The organism is Longispora urticae (assembly GCF_053902585.1).
Map to the genome: position 1 here is coordinate 149,488 of NZ_JAQZSH010000041.1, position 19,874 is coordinate 169,361.

Consider the following 19,874-nt stretch of genomic DNA (forward strand, 5'->3'; position numbering starts at 1 on the left):
CGCCCGCCTACGATCGGATCATGACTGAAGTCCGTGAACTGCGCCTCGTCGTCACCGCCGCCGACTACGACGAGGCCCTGCGCTTCTACCGCGACACCCTCGGCCTGACGGAGCGCGAGGCGTACTCCTCCCCGGACGGCCGGGTCACGATCCTGGAGGCGGGCATCGCCACCCTGGAGATCACCGACCCGGGGCACGCGGCGTTCATCGACGAGGTCGAGGTCGGCCGCCGGGTCGCGGGCCACATCCGGGTCGCCTTCCAGGTGCCGGACTCCCGCGCGACCACGGAGGAGCTGGCGAAGGCGGGGGCGACCGTGCTGGCCCCGCCGACCCGGACCCCGTGGAACTCCCTCAACTCCCGCCTGGAGGGCCCGGCCGGCCTGCAACTCACCCTGTTCACGGAACTGGGTGAACTCTCCGCCGACGTGGCCCCCGACCAGCCCTGACGTCAGGCCCGGATCGCGGCCTCGGCGTCCGCCAGGATCGCCACCACGTCCCGCCCGAACCGCACGTCACACGCGTGCCGTGGCGCCGCCGACCCCACCTGTCCGATCAGCTCCCCGATCGCCGTCCCGAAGGCGTCGGCCGACGACCCCGGCCGCCCCTCCACGAGCGGCACCGCGCCGTCGGCCCCGTAGTACACGACCTCGTTGACGGGGGTCGGGGCGTCCAGGCTCAGGGACAGGGTGCTGGTCGCGCCGCCGGTGTGCCGGAGGAGTACGTGGCTGATCCCGGCCGCGCCGGCCAGCGCCTCGACCCGGTCGACCGGTCCGAGGACGGGCAGGAGGAGGGACAGCGCGTGCGGGCCGAGGTCCCAGAGTCCGCCGTGTTCGCGCCGCCACGCGGAGTCGGCGTAGGGGCCGCCGGGGGTGAAGATCGACGCGTACAGGGTCGCGCGGGCGCTCGCCCACGGCCGGGTCGCCGCGTGCGCGAGGAACTCGGCGACGTTGGCGTGGAACCGGTTGGTGAAGAAGACCACGGACGCCAGCGCGCGGGCTCCGACCTCGGCGACGAGCAGGTCGGCGGCTTCGACGGTGAGCGCGACGGGCTTGTCCAGCAGGAGGTGCCGGCCGGCGCGGGCGGCCCGCAGCGCCAGGTCGCCCTGGACGTCGGGCGGCAGGGCGATGGCCACGGCGTCCACGTCGGCGAGCAGCGCGTCGACGTCGGGGTAGGCGCGGGTGCCGTAGCGGTCGGCGAGGGCCGCGGCCTTGTCCGGCGACCGGCCCCACACGCCGACGAACTCGACGTCGGGGTGTGCGGCGAGCGCCGCGCCCTGGGTCTCGGCGGCCCAGTGTCCGGTCCCGAGCAGCCCGAACCTCACCGACCCTCCCCGGAGCCCAAGACCGCTGCGGAATCCGACCCCCCGTCCACGCCGGGCCCGGAGCCGGTCACCACAATGGCTGCCGCGCCCGGAACCGCGTCGGAGGCCGCGTCCGCCGCACCTGACAGATGGCTCCACACCTCCGTGTCCACCGCCCCCGGCAGGTGACTCCACACCTCCGCGTCCGTCAGGAAGGCCGCCGTCGGCTCCCCCTCCACGACCACCCCGTCCACGCTCAGGCTCCCCGTCCCGCAGGGCACGTACACGAGCGTCAGGGCATTGGAGACCTCCCCCAACGGGTACGCCTCCGCCCGCTCCAGGCTCATCCCCTTCGGCCCGCCGATGGTCACCTCCACGCCCCCGCCGGCGGCCCGCAACCCGACGGCCAGGTCCAGCTCGAACGTCACGTCCGCGACGGTGACCTCCAGCCCGGCCCAGGGCAGCCCCTTGGTCTCGGTGAAGTGCCGGACGAAGTCGTCGGCGAGCCACCGGCCCAGGTCGGGGTCCGCCGCGATGACCCGGGGCCGGCCGGCGTGCCAGAGGACGAGCGCGTTGCCGGCGCCCCGTTCGGACCAGTCGACCCGCCAGGCGGAGGCGAACGCGACCCGTTCGTCGTCCACCGTGAGCATCAGGCAGGGGTTGGCGCAGATCACGCGTACGGTCATGCGGCCAGGTTATCGGGTCGCCAGGCTGCGGAAGAACGCATAGGAGTCGCGTGGCGTGCGCTCGCCGGTGGTGAAGTCGACGCGGACGAGGCCGAACCGTTGCGCGTACCCCTCGGCCCATTCGAAGTTGTCGAGCAGCGACCAGCAGAAGTAGCCGCGGACGTCCACACCGGCGTCGATGGCCGCCCGCAGCGCGGTGAGGTGCCCGGCGAGGTAGTCGACCCGGTCGCGGTCGTCGAGGGTGTCGGGGAAGGACGCCCCGTTCTCGGTGATGTAGACGGGAGGCAGGTCGTAGCGGTCGCGGAGTTGCAGGAGGAGGTCCGTGAGGCCGGCGGGCACGATGGGCCAGCCGAAGGACGTGTGCGCGACGCCCTCGTGTTCGGCGAACTCGAAACCGAGGGGGCTGGCGTCGGAGGCGCGTACCAGATGGGGGTTGTAGTAGTTGACCCCGAGGAAGTCCAGGGGCGCGCCGATCACCGCCAGGTCGCCGTCGCGGATCACCTCCGCCGCGCCGGGGAACAGGTCCTCCAGGCCGTCGGGGTAGTGCCCGAGCAGCACCGGGTCGCAGAACACCCGGTTCTGCCAGCCGTCGAGCCGGGCGGCGGCCATCTGGTCGGCGGGGGAGTCGCTGGCCGGCGAGACGGGCGCGAGGTTGTGCGTGATGCCGATGCCGGTCGCGCCCTGGGCGCGCAGCGCGGCCGTGGCGAGTCCGTGGCCGAGCAGCAGGTGGTGCACGGCGGGGAAGCTCCCCGACAGCAGCGCCTTCCCGGGCGCGTGGATCCCCAGCGTGTACCCGTAGGCGGCGTGCACGAACGGTTCGTTGTGCGTGATCCACAGCTTGACCCGGTCGCCGAGCCGGGCGTGCACGTGCCCCGCGTACTCCGCGAACCGTTCGGCGGTGTCCCGGTGCAGCCAGCCGCCGGCGTCCTCCAGGGCCTGCGGGAGGTCCCAGTGGTAGAGGGTGACGGCCGGGTCGATGCCCCGCGCGCACAGTTCGTCGACGAAGCGTTCGTAGTGGTCGAGGCCGAGCGGGTTGGGCGCGCCGGTGCCGTCGGCCTGGATCCGGGGCCACGCGACGGAGAACCGGTAGGCGTTGGCCCCGAGCCCGTCGAGGAGGTCGATGTCCTCGCGCCAGCGCCGGTAGGAGTCGGTGGCGGTGGCGGCGGTGTCGCCGGTGGTGGTGGGGAAGTCGTCCCAGATCGAGGCTCCCCGGCCGTCGGCGGCGAGGGAGCCCTCGATCTGGTACGCGGCGGTCGCGGCGCCCCAGCGGAAGCCGTCGGGGAAACGCGGGACCTGCGGCCAGTCGCTCATCCATCAGAGGCTATCGGCCGGCGACGGCCACCGAAAGACGAAAACTTCTCAAATTTTTCGGGTACCGGGCTACGCCGCCTCGGCCTGGAACATCCAGCCCTGCTTCTCCAGCTCGGCCGTGATCCCGATGAACAGGTCCTGCGTCACCGGGTCGGCGTCGCCGGTCGCCGCGATCCGCTGCCGCATCCGCTCGACCACGGCCAGGTACGTCTTCACGAAGCCCGCCACCACGTCGGTGTCGGCGAGCCAGTCGAGCGCGATGTCGGGCACCCCGCTGGTCTGCGCCACGGTGGCCGCCCGGCCGTCCGGGTTCACGCCGATGGCGGAGGCCCGCTCGGCGACCTGGTCGGAGAACAGCCGCGCCGTGGTGACCACCTCGTCGAGCTGGAGGTGCACCGAGCGGAAGCTGCGGCCCACGACGTTCCAGTGCGCCTGCTTGGCGACGAGCGACAGGTCGATCAGGTCCACGAGCGCGCCCTGCAGCGCCTCGCCGGTGACCGCGCGGGCGTCGTCGGACAGCGCTGAACTGATCTTCGGCATGCTTCCCCCTATGTCGTTGCGGTTGTACCCCTCAGACATACCCGCCCCGGCCGCCGCCGACCCAGTGATCTAGGGAACAGGCCTCATCCGACGAGGAGTTCCACCAGCCGGTCGAGTTCGGCGCGCGGATCGGCGGTGAGGCCGAGGTGGGTCGGCCCGGGCTGCACGATCGTGCTCCGGGGTGCGGTCAGCCAGCCGAACCGCTCGCCGAGCGACTTGCCGGCCGCCGGCCCCGCGCCCGCGCAGGTGCCCGCCCAGCCGGCGAGGGCCGCGCGCACCGAGTCCAGGTCCAGGGCCGGGGCGAACGCCGTCAGCCGGGCCTCGTCCAGGGCGATCCCGAGGGACAGGAAGTCCCGGCTCTTGCAGAACAGCAGCACGCCGACGTTGACGCACTCGCCGCGTTCGATCCGGGGCACGACCCGGACCAGTGCGTAGGAGAACGGCGTCATGCGGCCAGCTCCGGTAGCCAGGAGGACGTGGCCAGCCGGGCGGTGAGGTGCGCCACGTACGCCTCGCGGACGGCGTCGGCGTCGGCGAACCCGGGCTCGTCGTCGATCCACGCGTCGGGGATCAGCGCGACGATCTCGCGGAGCACCTCGGGCGTGACCTGCGGGGCGAGCCGCGCGTGGGTGGCGGGCAGGTCGCGGGCGTAGGACACCAGGACGTGGTCGTCGGCCTTGAAGGCGCGCTGGACGTGCCGGTCGGCGCGCGGCCAGTTGTGGTGGAAGTACAGCGACGCGCCGTGGTCGATCAGCCACAGCTCCTTGTGCCAGACGATCAGGTTCGGGTTGCGCCAGCTGCGGTCGACGTTCTCGATCAGCGCGTCGAGCCACAGGATCGTGGTGGCCAGCTCGGCGGACGGCGGCAGCACGGCCGGGTCGTAGGCGAGGGAGCCGGGCAGGAAGTCCAGGCCCAGGTTCCGCCCGACACTGGCCTTGAGCAGGGCCTGGATCTCCGGGTCGGGCTCGCCCAGGGCGATGGCGAGGTCGAGCTCGACGAACGCGAGGTCGGGCACCCGCAGGCCGAGCCGGCGGGCCAGCTCCCCGCCGATGATCTCGGCGGCCAGGGCCTTGGTACCCTGCCCCGCACCCCGGAACTTGACCACGTACGTGCCGAGGTCGTCGGTCTCGAGGAGCCCCGGCAGGGAACCGCCCTCGCGCAGTGGCGTGACGTATCGGATCGCTCTCACCTCAGGAAGCACCCTGAGAGCGTAGAGGACCGCCCGCCGTATTACCCACCGGTTTCCCGGCCGCGTGGCGGGCCTCCCTAACGACCGTTAAGCTGACGGTGACACCCTTCAACGATGCCGGGGAGCCTGAGCCCAGTGAACGTCGAGCGAATTCTGCCCACCGAGGAGGCCGGGGCCCTGCTCGGTCTCGCCCAGGAGCTCGCCGACGCCGAGCTGGCGCCGCGCGCGGGCGACTTCGAGGCGCGCGGCGAGTTCCCCCGCGACGTGCTGCGCACCCTGGGCCGCGCCGGCCTGCTGGGCCTGCCGTACGAGGAGAAGTTCGGCGGCGGCGAGCAGCCCTACGAGGTGTATCTCCAGGTGCTGGAGATCCTCGCGTCCCGCTGGCTCACGGTCGCCGAGGCCGTGTCCGTGCACACCCTCGCGTGCTACCCGGTCGCCGCGTTCGGCACCGAGGAGCAGAAGGCCCGGTTCCTCCCGGACGCGATCGGCGGCGAACTCCTCGGCGCGTACTGCCTGTCCGAGCCCGCCGGCGGCTCCGACGCGGCCAACCTGACCACGAAGGCGGTCCGGGACGGCGACGACTACGTGGTCAACGGCACGAAGGCGTGGATCACGCACGCGGGCGTCGCCGACTTCTACAACGTGTTCTCCCGCACGGGCGGCCCCGGCCCGAAGGGCATCTCCTGCCTGTTCGCGGACGCGGCCACCCCGGGCATCGTGCCGCAGAAGCGCGAGAAGACCATGGGGCTCACCGGTTCCCCGGTCGCCCAGGTGGCCTTCGACGACGCCCGGGTGCCCGCCGACCGGCTCGTCGGCGCCGAGGGCATCGGGTTCACGATCGCGATGAGCGCGTTGGACTCGGGCCGGCTCGGCATCGCCGCCTGCGCCGTGGGCCTGGCCCAGGCCGCGCTGGACTACGCGGTGGAGTACGCGAAGGGCCGCCAGCAGTTCGGTACCCGGATCATCGACTTCCAGGGTCTCGGGTTCATGCTCGCGGACATGGCCACCCAGATCGCCGCCGCCCGCGCGCTGTACCTGTCCGTGGCGCGACTGCGTGACGCCGGCCGGCCCTACAGCGTGGAGGCCGCCAAGGCGAAGCTGTTCGCGACCGACGTGGCCATGAAGGTCACCATCGACGCGGTGCAGGTCCTCGGCGGGTACGGGTACGTGCACGACCACCCGGTGGAGCGGTACATGCGCGAGGCGAAGATGCTCCAGATCGTGGAGGGCACCAACCAGATCCAGCGGCTGGTGATCTCCCGGTCGATGGCCGGGAAGCCGTAGCGACCGGGTAGCCCCGCCGCCCACCGGCGGGGAAGCGTCGCGGGCCGGCCCACGCCTCCACCGGCAGGGAGGGGTGGGCCGGCCCGTGTCATCCGTCCAGCGGCAGCTCCGGATTCACGGAGTACGTCAGGTACGCGAACTGCCCGCCCCGGGACACCTCCGACAGCGTCAACCGGTCCGACAGCAGTCGTCGGGGCAGCACGGGCGCCCCGGCGGCGAGGCTGACCGGCGCCACCTGGAGATGGATCTCGTCCAGCAGCCCGTGGTCGGCGAAGTCCCCGACCAGGTCGCCGCCGCCCACCAGCCACACGTTGCGCCCGTTGGCGGCCTCGACCATGGCCGCGTGCACCGGCCGGACGTCCCCCCGCACGAAGGTGATGTCGACGCCGGGGACGGCCGGCAGGTCGCGGTGGGTGAACACCCAGCAGGGCACGTCGCCGTACCAGCCGCGCCACTTCTCCGGCTCCTCGAGCAGGTTGAGGTTCTCGAGCATCCACCGGTAGCTGGTCGAGCCCATCGCGAACGCGCCGATCCCGGTGAAGAACTCCGCGAACCGGTCGGGCTCCTGGCGCTCGATCGTCGTCAGCCAGTCGAGCGAGTCGTGCTGGTCGGCGATGAAGCCGTCGATGCTGGTCGCCGTGAAGTACTGGGTCCTGGTCACCCGCCCATTCTGCCGCGCGGGTCGCCGGCGGGGGCACCACAACCTGGGATTTCCCTGGGATCCGCACTGTGAGAAGCATCCATCTTCCAGGCGTTCCGCTGACTATCCATAGTGGACCATACTGTGGTCCGCCGGATCGCCCGGCATGTACCCACCACTGGAGGATATCCGTGCGCGTCTCTCCCGTAGCCCTCGTGGGCCTGTCCGTCGCGACCCTCGGGGCCGCCCTCGCCGTCGCGGCCCCGGCCCAGGCGTCGCCCAGCTACCTGTCCTGCGAGTCCTGGTACAACACGATCGAGTGCAGCGCGAACGGCCCGGCCAGCAGCACGTCGTGGACCGTCAACGGCTCGCACTGGACCGCCTTCGACAACAAGTTCGTCCTGCACTTCTCGTGCGGCCGGGGCACCTACTCGATCAAGTTCACGAAGACCGAGGCCGGCGTCACCACCACCGAGGGCCGCAGCGTGGGCTGCAGCAGCCTGCCGCCGCGCTAGGTCGGGGCGCCCCCTGGCCGCGCGGTCGGGGGGCGCGCCTGGACCCGGGGTCCATGCCGGGTCTGGTACCCCCGCGTGTCCTTTGTCCTATTCCCGCCCGGCAGGGCCATCCATAGCCTGACATCTATGACTCGCCTCATAGAGACAAGACCTGACAACCTTTCCGTGGTACCGAGGCACCGCGGCTGGCTGATCCTCGGCAGCGTCCTGGCCGGGCTCGCCATCGCGGTGACCTGGTCCGCGCAACTCGTCGACCGCGAGATCGGCGGCACCGTGATGAGCACGGCGCTCGGCTCCGACGCCGACGCCGCGATCTCCTCGGGGCTCGCCGGCATCGTGTTCGCGTTCGTCTCCGGGCTCGCGGGCACGTTCACCGCGTGCAACGTGATGGCGTTCAGCGCCGTCGCGCCGATGCTCGCCCGGGACGAGAAGGTGGGCACCCGCCTCGGCACCGTGCTGCGCCCGCTCGGCTACCTCGCGATCGGCGCGGTGGTCGTCTCCGCCGTGTACGGCGCCGTCGGCGCCCTGGTCGGCACCGGCATGCCCCAGCTGTCCACCGCCAAGATCGGCGCGGTCAACGTCCGGTCGGTGCAGGCCATCGTGGTCTTCACCGTGCTGGGCCTGATCTTCGTCTGGCTGGGCCTGGCCGCCGTCCGGGTGCTGCCCGACCCGCTCCGCCGACTGTCCGGCAACGGCCGGATGATCTTCATGGGCGCGCTGATCGGGGCGTTCCTGATCGGCCGGCCGTTCGGCCTGTTCCGCAAGATGTTCGCGTACGCCGCCGAGACCCACAACCCGTTATACGGCGCGTCCGCGTTCGTGCTCCAGTCCCTCGGCAACATCGTGGTGATGGCCCTGGTGTTCCTGCTCCTCGCGTACGGCACCCGGGGCCGGTTCGCCCGCTGGCTGGTCGCCGTGCCGTCGAGGGCGGCCGCCGTGACCGCCGCGTCGTTCCTGGTCGGCGGCGTCTTCATGATCGTGTACTGGGGCGTGCGCGCCGGTTCCCGGTTCGGCTACTGGTGGTTCCCGCAGATGCCCTGGAACTCCTGACCGCCGCTCGCCCGGGGCTCCGCGTGCGACGCCCCGGGCCACGGGCTGGACCTACCGGGCCGCGGCGCGTGACCCACCAGGGCCCGGCCGCCCGGTGTTCGGCGCGTGCGGGAGCGGATCCCCGCGCCGCCGGCCCGCGAGCTGGCTACCGATGGTCCACGGCAGGGCCCGCCGCCTGCTCCGGGCCGGCGGGTTCACCGGCTGGCCGGCCCAGGCGTGCGGACAGCTCCGCGGCCTCGGGTACGCCGAGGCCCGTGTAGAGCTCGAGGGCGCGCCGCCAGTGCCCGCCGGCGCCGGGATCGCCGACGGCGTCGAGTACCTCGCCCAGCCCCTCCTCCGCCTGGGCGAGGCCGTAGCGGTCCCCGTTCGCGGTGGCCAGTGCGGCCGCCGCCGTGACCTGGCCCGTCGCGAGTTCGGTCCGGCCGTCGGCGAGGTTGATCCGGCCCAGGTCGACGAGGGCCTGGGTCTCCAGGATCCGTTCGCCCAGTTCGCGGCTGAGGGCCAGGCCGTGCTCGACGTGTCCGCGGGCCAGGTCGGGCCGGCCGAGTCCGTGGTACGCGCGGCCGAGCCCGCACAGCGCGCGGCCCTCCGAGACGCGGTTGCCCGTCTCCCGGTGGAGCCGCCGGGCTTCGTCGAAGTGCCGCACGGCCTGCTCGTAGCGGCCCATCCTGCTGTACACGAACCCGAGGTTGGACAGCGCGTTGGCCTCACCGTTGCGCCGGCCGGCCGCGCGGTGCAGGTCCAACGCCTGCTCCAGCCGGTCGGTGGCCTCCGCGTACTGGCCGAGGCGCTGGTGCACGATGCCGAGGCTGGCCAGCGCCGCCGCCTCCGCCGACCGGCTGCCGGTCGTCCGGCACAGCGTGAGGCCGCGTTGCAGGTGCCCGGCCGCGCGGGGCAGGTCGCCGAGCATCCCGTACCCGGTGCCCAGGTTGATCAGGCAGGTCGCCTCGGCGGCCAGGTCGCCGACGGACCGGTGCAGGTCGAGGGCCGCGCCGAGTTCGCCGACGGCCCGGTCGAGCGCGCCCCGCATCAGGCTGAACCGGCCGGTCAGCTCCAACGCGAGCCCTTCGCCCGCCCGGTCGCCCGCGGCGCTGCACAGCTCCAGGGCCCGTGCCGCCCGTTCGCCGCCCCGGTCGACGGCGCCGAGGCCCAGGTCGGTCAGCGCGAGGAGCCGCAGGATCCGACCGTCGGCGGGTACCGCGCGCTGGCCGCTGAGGTGCAGGGCCGTCGCGTCGTGGTAGTGGCAGTGCTCGTCGAGGTAGCGGTACAGGGCCAGGGACAGGTCGCGCGCGTACCGGCCGAGGCCCGCGTCGACGGCGTGCTCCGCGGCGGCGACCAGCGTGGCCCGTTCGGCGTCGAGCCAGGCGAGCGCGGACTCCCGGCCCGCGGGCACCGCGCCGGACCCGAAACCGGCGTCGCGTACCGCCCGCCGGCTCGCCTCGACGTAGTGGTCGAGGAGACGGGCCAGGGCCGCGTGCCGTTCCGGGGCGGTCTCCTCGGCGGCGGCCCGGCCGGCGGCGAAGACCCGCAGCAGGTCGTGGAAGGCGTAGCGGTCCGGCCCGTGCGGCTGGAGCAGGTGGGCGTCGCGGAGCTGTTCGAGGAGCCGTTCGGCGGTGGGGGCGGCGGTCGCGGCGAGGGCGGCGACGGAGGACGGCGCGAAGTGGGTGCCCGGATGGGTACCCAGCAGCCGGTACAGCCTGCGGGCCGGGAGCGGCAGCCCGGTGTAGGACAGCGTGAACGCGGCTTCGACACCCCGGTCGCCGAGGGCCAGCTCCGGCAGCCGGTGGTGCTCGGCGCGGAGCCGGTCGACCAGCCGGGCGACACTCCACTCCGGCCGGCCGCGCAGCCGGGCGGCGGCGATCCGGAGCGCGAGCGGCAGATGGCCGCACAGCCGGAGGAGTTCGGCCGTCGCGTCGGGCTCGGCGTCCACGCGGGGGCCGAGCATGGCGGTGAGCAGCGCCCGCGCGTCGTCGGACGGCAGCACGTCCAGCGGCAGCGGCGTCACCCCGTCGACCGCCGACAGGTCGCCCCGACTCGTGATCAGGACCAGGACTCCGGGGGTACCGGGCAGCAGCGGCCGGACCTGTTCGGCGTCGGCCGCGTTGTCCAGCAGGACGAGCGCGCGCCGGCCGGCGAGCTCGGTCCGCCACCGGGCGGCGCGCTCGTCGGCGTCGGCCGGTACGTCCCGTTCGCTGACGCCGAGGGAGCGGAGCAGCACGCCCAGCGCGACGGCGCTGTCCACCGGCCGGCGGCCCGCCGTGTACCCGTGCAGGTCGACGAAGAGCTGCCCGTCCGGGAACCGCCCCGACAGCGCCTGCGCGGCCTGGACCGCGGTCGTGGTCTTGCCGATGCCCGGCATGCCGCCGATCGCCGCGACCACCACCGCGTCCGTGGCCCGGGCGGCCAGGTCGGCGAGTACGGCCGTCTCCGTGGTCCGCCCGGTGAAGTCGGGCAGGCCCAGCGGCAGCGAACGCGGCACGACCCGCCGCGGGGCGGGCCCGGCGGCGAGCCCCGCGTCGTCGGCGAGGATCCGGGAGTGCAGGTCGGCGAGTTCCCGCCCCGGGTCCAGGCCCAGCGTCTCGGCCCGGAACCGCCGGGCGTCCTGGTATGCCTCCAGCGCCTCCGCCTGCCGTCCCGCCCGGTGCAGGCCCAGCATGAGCAGGCTCAGCGGGCGGTCCCGCAGCGGGAACTCGGCGGCGAACTGCCGCAGCTCGGCCAGGTGCTCCAGGTGCCGGCCCGCTTCGATGCGGGTGTGCAGGTACTCCTCCCGCACCGTGGCCCACTCCTCGGCGAGGTCGACGCGGACCCGGTCCAGGAGGCCTTCCGGCAGGTTCGCCAGCGGGCTGCCCCGCCACAGCCGCAGCGCCCCGGTGAGGGCCTCGGCGCTGCCGGCGGCGGCCAGCGAACGGAACAGGTGCAGGTCGACCTCCGCGTCGGGCAGGTCGAGGAGGTAGCCGGGCGGCCGGCGGGTCAGCGCCACCCCGGCCGGCCGGAGGGCGACCCGCAGGCGGGAGGTGTACGTCTGCAGCACCCGGCGGGCACCGGTCGGCGGCTCACCGTCCCACAGGGTGTCGACGAGCCGGTCGACGGAGACGATCCGGCCGGGCTCCAGCGCCAGCATGGCCAGCACGGAGCGTTGCCGGGGTGAGCCGAGATCGATGGGCCGGCCGTCGTGCCACGCCTCCACTGAACCGAGCAGCCCGATCTTCACCTCGGCACGATACCGCAGCTCATGGCATTGATCGTTGGCAATTCTTCCACAACCGGTCCACCGTCGGGCCCTAGCGTCGACGGCGCTCATAGCTCCACACAGTGAGGGATTCCATGCGACGCATTATCACGCTCGGTATCGCGCTCGTCGCGATGCTGGTCGGCACGCTGGTCACGGCCGGCCAGCCGGCCTCGGCGATCGGCACCGGCGCTTTCATGATCCGCAGCCAGGGGGTGAACCTCTGTCTGCGCGGTGAGAACTCCGCCTGGACCGAGGTGCGGGCCGTGCTCTGCGACCAGGGCGACATCAACCAGCGCTGGATCTACGTGGATACCAACAGTAAGCGGAGGTTCGCCCTCGGTATCAGCGGCAACAGCTCGAACCCCAACATCCTGTGCCTGACCATCACCCCGGCCGGTGGCGTCTACACGGCGCTCTGCTCGGAGGGCGGGTACTACAACAACTTCAGCTTCTCGACCATGGACAACGACACGCCGACGCTGCTCGCCCCGAACGGTCCCGGGGCGACCTGCTACCTCGGCGCGGGCAGCAACGGCAGCGCGGTGTGCTACCAGGGGTCCCAGGAGAGCGACAAGCAGTGGATCTTCACGTACAAGGCCGGCGCGGGCGGCCCCTGGGAGGTGAAGAACGACAACTCCGGCAAGTGCCTGGAGGTCGGCGGCTGGAGCACGGCCAACGGCGCGGGCGTCAACCAGTGGGACTGCCACGGCGGTAACAACCAGAAGTGGGTCCAGCGGATCCGCGGCTATGGCTACGAGATCGTCAACGTCAACTCCGGCAAGTGCCTGGAGGTCGGCGGCTGGGACACGGCCAACGGCGCGGGCGTCAACCAGTGGGACTGCCACGGCGGCAACAACCAGCTGTGGCAGGAGCAGTACGACGCCACCGCCCGCCGGTGGATCTACCTCAACATCCACTCCGGCAAGAGTCTCGAGGTGGGCGGCTGGAGCACGGCCAACGGCGCCCGGGTGAACCAGTGGGACTACCTCCGCGGCCGCAACCAGGCCTGGCACTGAACCGGTGACTCCCGCCGCCCCCGGCGGCGGGAGTCACCCCCGCATGGGCGCGAACCGTCAGGCCGCGCGCAGCGGCGGGGCGGCGGTTCCGGCCACCTGACGGGCCAGGGCCGCCGCCTCGCCCCGGCTGTTGACGCCGAGCTTGTCGAGGATGTTGTGCACGTGGTTCTTCGCGGTCCGGATCTCGATCGACAGCACCCGCGCGACCTCCTTGTTGGACAGGCCCTGGGTGAGCAGGGCCAGCACCTCCAGCTCGCGGGGCGTGAGCGGGGTCGACGGCAGGGCGGGCGGGAGCTGGGCGGACAGGGCGGCGAGCCGGCGGCCGAGCGCGGCGGCGATCCTCGGCGGGCACAGCAGCTCGTCCCGGGTGACGTGGTCGAGCACGCTCGCCAGGTCCTCGAACGACCCGTCCTTCGGCAGGTACCCGCGCACCCCGGCCTCGACGAGTGCCAGCACCTCGGGCTCGGACTCGGTGACGCCGAGCGCGACGGCCGGCACCCGGTGCGCGGCGAGCAGCCGGACCACCGGCAGCAGTTCGGCCATGGCCGCGTTCACGAGGGCCACGTCGACCGGGCCGGCGGCGACCCGGCGCGCGACCTGCGCGGGGTCCGACGCGGTGTCCACGGCCGCGATCCGGGACTCGTGGCGCAGCTTGTCGGCGAGCGGTTCGGCGTACAGGCGTGCGTCGTCGACCAGCAGCAGGCGCATCAGTCCACACTCCGGGGGAGGGGAACGAACTTCACGTTTCCGGGGATGGTCACAGGTCCCCGGGGCGCCGGTCAAGGTCCGCCCGGGAAGAGCGCACGCACGAAGAAGAAAACCCGGATCCGTCGGGTACGCCCCGGCGGCACCCGCGCGCGATCCGCACCCGGGCGGTGCCCGCTTTCCGGTGGGCGCCGCCCGGGTCGGGGTCGCTACTTGCGGCGGGCCAGGGTCAGGCCGTCGCCGATCGGCAGGATCACCGAGTCCACCCGGTCGTCGGAGGTGACCAGCTCGTTGAACGCGCGCAGCGCCACGGTGCTCTCGCTGGTGTCGGACGGGTCGATGATCCGGCCGCTCCACAGCGTGTTGTCGACCAGGATCACGCCGCCCGGCCGGATCCGGGGGACGAGCTCGCCCCAGTACGTCGGGTAGCCGGTCTTGTCGGCGTCGATGAACGCGAGGTCGATGGTCGCCTCGGTGGGCAGCGCGGCCAGGGTCTCGGCGGCCGGCGCGATCCGCAGCTCGATCCGGTCGGCGACGCCGGCCCGCTCCCAGTACTTGCGGCCGACGGCCGTCCACTCCTCGCTGATGTCGCAGCAGATCAGGCGGCCGTCGGCGGGCAGGCCCCGGGCGATGGACAGCGCGGACAGGCCGGTGAACGTCCCGACCTCCACGGCGCTGCGGGCCCCGATCAGCCGGGTCAGGGTGGTGGTGAACGCCGCCTGCTCGGCGGAGATCTGCATCCCGGCGGAGCCGCCGAGGTTGGCCTGGGTCTCGGCGATCAGCTCGGCGACCAGGGGGTCGATGCCGCTGTGCGCGACGATGTAGTCCTGGAGTTTCGCGTCAATGGTGATGCTTCTGCTCGACATGGCCTCAGGCTACCTCCGTGGGTCCGCCTGTCCGGTGCGGGCCAGTCTCCTAGGATGCACAAGCCACAGTGACCTGGATCGCCGCCACCGGTAACGTCTGCGGCATGGAAGACATCGATCGCGCCATCGTCGCGGCGCTGCGCTCGGACGGCCGGCTGTCCTACACGGATCTGGCCGACCGCGTCGGGCTGTCGGTGTCGGCGGTGCACCAGCGGGTCCGCCGGTTGGAACAACGCAACGTCCTGCAGGGGTACTCGGCCCGGATCGACTACGAGGCCCTCGGCCTGCCGTTGACCGCGTTCGTGGCCATCCGGCCGTTCGACGCCTCCCAGCCCGACGACGCGCCCGAGCGGCTGTCGCACCTGCCCGAGGTCGAGTCGTGCTACTCGGTCGCGGGGGAGGACTTCTACCTGCTCATGGTGCGGGTGGCCAGCCCGACGCACCTGGAGCGCCTGCTCCAGGAGATCCGCACGGCGGCCAACGTGACGACCCGTACGACGGTGGTGCTGTCCACTCCGTACGAGGGCCGGCCGGGGCGGATCGGCCAGGAGTAGGCGCCGCCCCCGGTTCGGGCCGCGCGTCCCGCGTACCCGGAAAAGGTTCTCAGCGGGTCGCGTGCACGTGCCACAGGTGGCGGTAGGTGCGGGTGAGGCGCTCCGGGGCCGGTGGCAGCCACGCGCACGTTTCCAGGGTGTCGGACTGGTAGGCCTCGGCGGACCAGCCGTGCCGACCGAGCCAGCCGACCGGGTCCGCGGTGTGCCCGAGGAACGGTGAGCCCCGCCCGACCAGGTACGCGAGGAACTCCTGCGTCCCGGGATCGGTCAGGTACCCGTCGTCCGGGATGTCGAACTGCAGCGTCGAGCCCGGGGCCGACCGCTCTGTGAGCTGGCCGAGCACCCGGTCGGCGGCGTCGGGTTCCAGGTAGTAGAGCAGGCCTTCGACGATCCAGGCCGTGGGCCGGTCGGCGCGGTGGCCGGCGGCGCCCAGCTCGCCGGTCCAGTCCCCGCGCACGTCGGTCTCCACCGGCGAGATCCGGCAGCTCGGCGTGAGGCCGGCCGTGGCCAGCGCGTGGTGCTTGGCGGCGAGCTGGCCGGGCAGGTCGATCTCGTAGAGCACCAGGTCCTCGGGCAGGTCGAGCCGGTAGCCCCGGGTGTCGGTGCCCGCGCCGAGGGACACGGCCTGCCGCACCCCCAGGTCGAGTGAGCGGGCCAGCGCCTCGTCGCCGAACCGGCCCCGGACCACCACGATGTCGATCGGGCAGTTCAGCGCGCGCAGCGCCGCCAGGGTGCCCTCGGGGTCCGGCCCGGTGAGCAGCTTCGCGTACGGGTCGCGCAGGTAGCGGTCGGCGCGGGTCGTCTCGTGGGCGCGGATGGCGGCCATCCAGTCGTTGGTGCTTTGAACCGCTTCATCCATGTTGGAAACTCTATGCAATATGGTGCCCGTTTTCCTGGACATCGATTGGCATCGTTACCCTCTAGCATGCAGTCTAGACTGCATGCTAACCATGAGGGCAACTCACAGAGGAGGCACCATGGCGCGAAAATGGACGACGGCCGTGCTGGTCGCGGGGCTGCTGGTGGCGACCGGGCAGATCGGGCCGGCCCAGGCCGCCGACCGGGCCGGGGCCGCGGCGACCGGCCAGGAGGCCGGTGACAGCTGGTGGACCACCGGCCCGGCGGACGCGGCCGGCGCCCCCGGCGAGCTCGTGTCGGTGCGGCAGGTCCGGGCCCCCGGCTTCGGCGACGCGACCGCCTGGCAGCTGCTGTACCGGTCCACCTCGGCGACCGGCCAGCCGAACACCGTCAGCGGCACGGTCCTGGTGCCGAGGCGCGGCTACCAGGGCACCCGCCCGATCGTCGGCTACGCGGTCGGCACGCACGGCATGGGCGACCAGTGCGCCCCGTCCCGGCGGATCGCGACCGGGCTCGAGGGCGAGTCGAACATCATGCGGATGTTCCTGGACCGGGGCTTCGCGGTCGCGGTCACCGACTACGAGGGCCTGGGCACCCCCGGCGACCACACGTACGTGGCGGGCCGGTCCGCGGGCCACGCGCTGCTCGACGTCGTCCGGGCGGCCGGGCGGCTCGACGGGCTGTCCCCGGCCGCCCCGGTCGCGATCCACGGCTACTCGCAGGGCGGCCAGGCGGCGGGCTGGGCGGCGGAACTGGCGGGCTCGTACGCGCCGGAGCTGGACCTCCGGGGTTCCGCGGTGGGCGCGCCGCCGGCCGACCTGGCGCGGGTCGCGGCGTTCCAGGACGGCAAGGGGGGCTCGGGGCTGATCCTGGCGGCGGGCGTGGGCCTGGACGCGGCGTACCCGGAGCTGGATCTGGACAGCCACCTCAACCGGCTCGGCGCGCTGGCCGTGGCGGACGTGCGCGAGTCCTGCGTGGCGGAGTTCAGCGTGAAGTACGCGTTCCGGCAGTTGTCGCTGTTCACGACGGTGGACGTGCTGGCGCTGCCCGACTGGCGGGCCCGGCTCGACGAGCAGCGCCTCGGCGGCGTGCGGCCGGCGGACCCGGTGCTGCTGTACCACTCGCCGACCGACGAGCTGCTGCCGTTCGACGTGTCCACGGGGCTGAGGGACCGCTGGGGAGCCCGCGGCGCGGACCTGACGTGGTGGGCGACCCCGGCCGGCGGGCACATCACGACGTTGGAGTTCATGGCCCCGGCGGTGGTGGGGTGGCTGGCCAACCGGGTTACTGGCTAGTAACGTGGCGGGCATGATGACCTTCGAAGCCGTCGTGTCGGCTCTGCGCGACGCCGTGCCGTTCGTGCGCACCCTGGGGCTGGAGTACCTGGAGGTGACCCCCGGGCGGGCCGTCCTGCGGCTGCCCGACAACGAGGCGCACCACAACCACGTCGCCGGTCCGCACGCCGGGGCGATGTTCACCCTGGCCGAGTCGGCCTCCGGGGCCGTGGTGATCGGCAGCTTCGCCGACCAGCTGGCCCGGGCGACCCCGCTGGCGGCGCGCGCGGAGATCCGGTACACGAAGCTGGCCATGGGGCCCGTGGTCGCCGAGGCCACGTTGGGGCGGACCCGCGAGGAGGTCGTCGCGGAGCTCGACGCGGGGCAGCGGCCGGAGTTCCCGGTGCACGTCGCGCTGCGGACGGAGGACGGCACCCCCACCGGGGAGATGACGATCCACTGGACGCTGCGGCCGAACCGGGTCTGAGCCCCGGAGCACGACTCGATCGGGGAGGTCGCCCACGCGGGTGACCTCCCCGATGTCGTGGCGCTGGGCGCGGACCGGTGGCCGCGGCCGGGCGCCCCCGCTACTCGTCCTCCGCCGTCCGGAACGACTGCTCCGCCGCCGCCATCCGCCGCTTCAGTGCCGGCACGTGGTTGACCAGCCGCATCCCGGTGCGCATCCCGGCGAGCACCGCCCGGCCGAGGACCGGCCGGTGGATCGGGTCGGCGCCGCTCATCTGCTTCTTCGAGGCGGCCACGGCCTCGTAGCCGTACTCGCGCATCCGGGTCTCGTACTCCCCGATGGCGGTCAGGAGGTCGGACCTGCCGTCGCGGACGGCCGTGAGTTTCCGGGTCAGCAGCGCCGCGTCCCGCAGGGCGGTGTTGGCGCCGATCCCCCGGCCGGGGGTCATGGTGTGGATGGCGTCCCCGAGCAGCGTGACCGTGCTGGGCGTCCAGGGCTCGACGGGTACCGAGGTGCGGATGTTCACCCGGAACACCGTGTCGTCCTCCGTGCGGGCGAACAGCGCGCGCAGGTCGGGGTGCCAGTCGCCGGTCATGGCCTGGACCTGCCGCCGGAGCTGTTCGCCGCGCCGGTCGCCGATGTCGGCCGGGAACTTGTCCGTCGCGGCGGAGAAGCCCCACATCACGTAGTCGCGGGTGTTGTCGAACAGCAGGCCGGGCCAGGCGGCGAGGAGTTCCGCGTCGGTGCCGCCGATCCCGGTCCGCACCGCGCCCGACCGGTCCCAGGGGAACTCCATGACGTGCAGGATGCAGAACTGGCCGCCGGGCGCGAACACGGTGGAGATGCCGTGGAGGGCCCGGTCGGGCAGCAGGGCGCGGATCTCGGGCGTGAGCGCGACCTTGCCGCCGACCGCGACGATCCCGGCGTCCTCGAGCCGGGCGTGCGGCAGGTGCTGCCGGCGGACGGCCGAGTTCGTGCCGTCGGCGGCGACCAGGACGTCACCGTCCACCGCGCTGCCGTCGGCGAAGTGCGCGGTGACCGTGCCGTCGGCGTGCCGGTCGTAGTGCGTGAACTCGCGGTCGAAGTGCGTGACGTCCTCCAGGCCGGTCAGGAGGACCTGGCGCAGGGTCATCCGGCTGACGGACCGCTCGTTGTCCTCGGGGACGGGCTGTTCCACGAGATCCAGGCTCAGGACCTCGCGGAACTTCTCGGTGTACATGGTGAAGTGCCGGGGAGTGCGGGCGCAGGTGGCCAGGAACGTCCGGTACAGCTCCGGGGGCAGGCAGCGCGACAGGGCGCGGCTGCCCGAGGGGCTGATCCCGACCCGGTAGCCCTGCAGGCCGCCGGTGCGGGTGCGGTCGCGTTCGTGCACGGACACCTCGATGCCGGCGCGGCGCAGGCCGTGGGCGAGACAGAGGCCGCCGGTGCCGGCGCCGATGACGATGACTCTCATGGGGTACTCCCGAACTGTGCGGCCAGCGCGCGGAGCTGCTCCTCGCTCCAGGTGAGGGCTCCGCTGCGCAGGTCGGCGACGAGGGCGGTCACCCAGCCGAGTTCGGCCGAGGTGATGGCGTGCAGGTACTCGGACTCCACGAGCGCGACCCGGGGCAGCACCGGCCCGTACTCCCGGAGCTCGGTGTCGATCTGTTCGAGGCGGGCGGCGAGCGCGACGGCGCGGTGGCCGAGGTGCTCGGCGGCCTGGGCGGGGGTGAGCAGGGGCAGGAAACTCATCGCGGCCGGGAAGTCGGGGAACTCGGCTGCCGGGTTGGCGAGCATCTCGGCCATCCAGGCCCGGGACGCGGTGGCCCCGGCGTCGGTGACCGTGTAGACGGTGCGCTCGGGCCGGGCGGTGTCGCGGGTGGTGGCCCGCACGGCGACCAGCCCGGCCGCCAGCAGCCGGTCGATCGTCTTGTAGAGGCTGGCGCGGTGGCCGACGTTGACGACCTGGTCCTTGTTGCGCTGCCTGATGAGCTGCTGCATCCGGTAGGGGTGCATGGGCTCCTCGACGAGGAGCGCGAGGACGGCCAGGGCCAACGGAGAGCGGCGGAACGTCATAGCTGCCAGGATACTAGTTTCCTGGCAGCTATACAACGGGCGCGGCGGGCTAGACCGGCATCGTGTGCGCCGCCAGCCAGGCGCGTTCGGGTTGCAGGTCGCGGCGGATCGTGTCGATCAGGTCCGGGGAGTTGTGCTCGCCGTGCACGCTGACCGCGTGGGCGGCGGCGGCCCGGATGACCTCGTCCTCCTCGCCGATGATGACGAGGGTGCAGCCGACCTCGTTGGGCGTCGTCGTGCAGTCGGCGACCATGCGTGCGAACATGGCGGGCTCCTGGGAACGGGGGCCGTCCGGGGCGGTGGCCCTGTCCTGATCGTAGGCGCGCCGGGCCC

Annotated in this window: 22 protein-coding genes; 8 read left to right on the plus strand and 14 right to left on the minus strand. The window is 73.1% G+C overall.

The window, feature by feature from the left end; genetic code table 11:
• Window positions 1–20: 20 nt before the first annotated feature.
• Entirely contained in the window at window positions 21–446 is a 426-nt protein-coding gene (locus PT931_RS28355) for a VOC family protein (RefSeq protein ID WP_456248766.1), read from the plus strand.
• A gap of 2 nt (window positions 447–448) precedes the next feature.
• Here PT931_RS28355 and PT931_RS28360 read toward each other — a convergent pair whose 3' ends face one another.
• The 6 genes from PT931_RS28360 to PT931_RS28385 all read right to left on the minus strand — a co-directional run bounded on the left by PT931_RS28360 (window position 449) and on the right by PT931_RS28385 (window position 5,026).
• Entirely contained in the window at window positions 449–1,321 is an 873-nt protein-coding gene (locus PT931_RS28360; protein ID WP_456248767.1) for a Gfo/Idh/MocA family protein, read from the minus strand.
• Window positions 1,318–1,986: a hypothetical protein gene (locus PT931_RS28365; protein ID WP_456248768.1), complete on the minus strand. Its 669-nt coding sequence runs from the start codon at window positions 1,984–1,986 to the stop codon at window positions 1,318–1,320. The genes PT931_RS28360 and PT931_RS28365 overlap by 4 nt, the downstream gene beginning before the upstream one ends.
• A gap of 9 nt (window positions 1,987–1,995) precedes the next feature.
• Window positions 1,996–3,297, minus strand: coding sequence for a GH1 family beta-glucosidase (locus tag PT931_RS28370; RefSeq protein ID WP_456248769.1), 1,302 nt, complete (start codon window positions 3,295–3,297; stop codon window positions 1,996–1,998).
• A 69-nt stretch (window positions 3,298–3,366) separates the two neighbouring features.
• Window positions 3,367–3,837 carry a Dps family protein gene (locus PT931_RS28375; protein WP_363723616.1) on the minus strand — a complete coding sequence of 157 codons (471 nt, stop codon included), beginning with the start codon at window positions 3,835–3,837 and terminating at the stop codon, window positions 3,367–3,369.
• 83 nt (window positions 3,838–3,920) lie between these two features.
• On the minus strand, window positions 3,921–4,286 hold the full coding sequence (locus PT931_RS28380) for a DUF3037 domain-containing protein (RefSeq protein ID WP_456248770.1): 366 nt from the start codon (window positions 4,284–4,286) through the stop codon (window positions 3,921–3,923).
• Entirely contained in the window at window positions 4,283–5,026 is a 744-nt protein-coding gene (locus PT931_RS28385) for a HipA family kinase (RefSeq protein ID WP_456248771.1), read from the minus strand. Before PT931_RS28385 ends, PT931_RS28380 begins: the two co-directional genes overlap by 4 nt.
• A gap of 135 nt (window positions 5,027–5,161) precedes the next feature.
• Between PT931_RS28385 and PT931_RS28390 the strand changes: the two genes are divergently transcribed.
• Entirely contained in the window at window positions 5,162–6,310 is a 1,149-nt protein-coding gene (locus tag PT931_RS28390; protein ID WP_456248772.1) for an acyl-CoA dehydrogenase family protein, read from the plus strand.
• Between the two features lie 88 nt (window positions 6,311–6,398).
• Here the strand turns inward: PT931_RS28390 and PT931_RS28395 are convergent, their stop codons facing one another.
• Complete coding sequence (locus PT931_RS28395; protein WP_456248773.1) at window positions 6,399–6,971, minus strand: dihydrofolate reductase family protein; 573 nt, start codon at window positions 6,969–6,971, stop codon at window positions 6,399–6,401.
• 170 nt (window positions 6,972–7,141) lie between these two features.
• Here PT931_RS28395 and PT931_RS28400 point away from each other — a divergent pair, with 170 nt between their 5' ends.
• Both PT931_RS28400 and PT931_RS28405 read left to right on the plus strand, forming a co-directional pair.
• Window positions 7,142–7,465: a hypothetical protein gene (locus PT931_RS28400; protein WP_456248774.1), complete on the plus strand. Its 324-nt coding sequence runs from the start codon at window positions 7,142–7,144 to the stop codon at window positions 7,463–7,465.
• A gap of 165 nt (window positions 7,466–7,630) precedes the next feature.
• Window positions 7,631–8,515 carry a hypothetical protein gene (locus PT931_RS28405; protein ID WP_456248775.1) on the plus strand — a complete coding sequence of 295 codons (885 nt, stop codon included), beginning with the start codon at window positions 7,631–7,633 and terminating at the stop codon, window positions 8,513–8,515.
• A gap of 145 nt (window positions 8,516–8,660) precedes the next feature.
• Here PT931_RS28405 and PT931_RS28410 read toward each other — a convergent pair whose 3' ends face one another.
• Entirely contained in the window at window positions 8,661–11,726 is a 3,066-nt protein-coding gene (locus tag PT931_RS28410) for a tetratricopeptide repeat protein (RefSeq protein ID WP_456248776.1), read from the minus strand.
• A 113-nt stretch (window positions 11,727–11,839) separates the two neighbouring features.
• Between PT931_RS28410 and PT931_RS28415 the strand changes: the two genes are divergently transcribed.
• Window positions 11,840–12,763: an RICIN domain-containing protein gene (locus PT931_RS28415; RefSeq protein ID WP_456248777.1), complete on the plus strand. Its 924-nt coding sequence runs from the start codon at window positions 11,840–11,842 to the stop codon at window positions 12,761–12,763.
• Window positions 12,764–12,820: 57 nt separating this feature from the next.
• Here the strand turns inward: PT931_RS28415 and PT931_RS28420 are convergent, their stop codons facing one another.
• Both PT931_RS28420 and PT931_RS28425 read right to left on the minus strand, forming a co-directional pair.
• Window positions 12,821–13,471: a LuxR C-terminal-related transcriptional regulator gene (locus PT931_RS28420; protein ID WP_456248778.1), complete on the minus strand. Its 651-nt coding sequence runs from the start codon at window positions 13,469–13,471 to the stop codon at window positions 12,821–12,823.
• 206 nt (window positions 13,472–13,677) lie between these two features.
• On the minus strand, window positions 13,678–14,334 hold the full coding sequence (locus tag PT931_RS28425) for an O-methyltransferase (protein ID WP_456248779.1): 657 nt from the start codon (window positions 14,332–14,334) through the stop codon (window positions 13,678–13,680).
• A gap of 104 nt (window positions 14,335–14,438) precedes the next feature.
• On the opposite strand from PT931_RS28425, the gene PT931_RS28430 reads away from it, so the two are divergent.
• A complete protein-coding gene (locus PT931_RS28430) occupies window positions 14,439–14,888 on the plus strand; it encodes an Lrp/AsnC family transcriptional regulator (protein WP_197004079.1) in 450 nt (149 codons plus the stop codon).
• Window positions 14,889–14,937: 49 nt separating this feature from the next.
• Here PT931_RS28430 and PT931_RS28435 read toward each other — a convergent pair whose 3' ends face one another.
• Window positions 14,938–15,747 (minus strand): SAM-dependent methyltransferase, encoded by an 810-nt coding sequence (locus PT931_RS28435; RefSeq protein WP_456248780.1) that lies wholly within the window; start codon window positions 15,745–15,747, stop codon window positions 14,938–14,940.
• Window positions 15,748–15,865: 118 nt separating this feature from the next.
• On the opposite strand from PT931_RS28435, the gene PT931_RS28440 reads away from it, so the two are divergent.
• The gene (locus PT931_RS28440; RefSeq protein ID WP_456248781.1) at window positions 15,866–17,041 is read left to right on the plus strand and encodes a lipase family protein; all 1,176 of its coding nucleotides are present in this window, start codon (window positions 15,866–15,868) and stop codon (window positions 17,039–17,041) included.
• 13 nt (window positions 17,042–17,054) lie between these two features.
• Complete coding sequence (locus PT931_RS28445) at window positions 17,055–17,507, plus strand: DUF4442 domain-containing protein (RefSeq protein WP_456248782.1); 453 nt, start codon at window positions 17,055–17,057, stop codon at window positions 17,505–17,507.
• 100 nt (window positions 17,508–17,607) lie between these two features.
• On the opposite strand, the gene PT931_RS28450 is transcribed toward PT931_RS28445, so the two are convergent.
• Genes PT931_RS28450 through PT931_RS28460 form a run of 3 tightly spaced genes read right to left on the minus strand, consistent with a single transcriptional unit; the run spans window position 17,608 to window position 19,806 of the window.
• Window positions 17,608–18,939, minus strand: a complete 1,332-nt coding sequence (locus PT931_RS28450; RefSeq protein ID WP_456248783.1) for an FAD-dependent oxidoreductase — start codon at window positions 18,937–18,939, stop codon at window positions 17,608–17,610.
• A complete protein-coding gene (locus PT931_RS28455) occupies window positions 18,936–19,541 on the minus strand; it encodes a PadR family transcriptional regulator (RefSeq protein WP_456248784.1) in 606 nt (201 codons plus the stop codon). The genes PT931_RS28450 and PT931_RS28455 overlap by 4 nt, the downstream gene beginning before the upstream one ends.
• A gap of 49 nt (window positions 19,542–19,590) precedes the next feature.
• Window positions 19,591–19,806, minus strand: coding sequence for a DUF1059 domain-containing protein (locus PT931_RS28460; protein WP_456248785.1), 216 nt, complete (start codon window positions 19,804–19,806; stop codon window positions 19,591–19,593).
• Window positions 19,807–19,874: the final 68 nt, after the last annotated feature.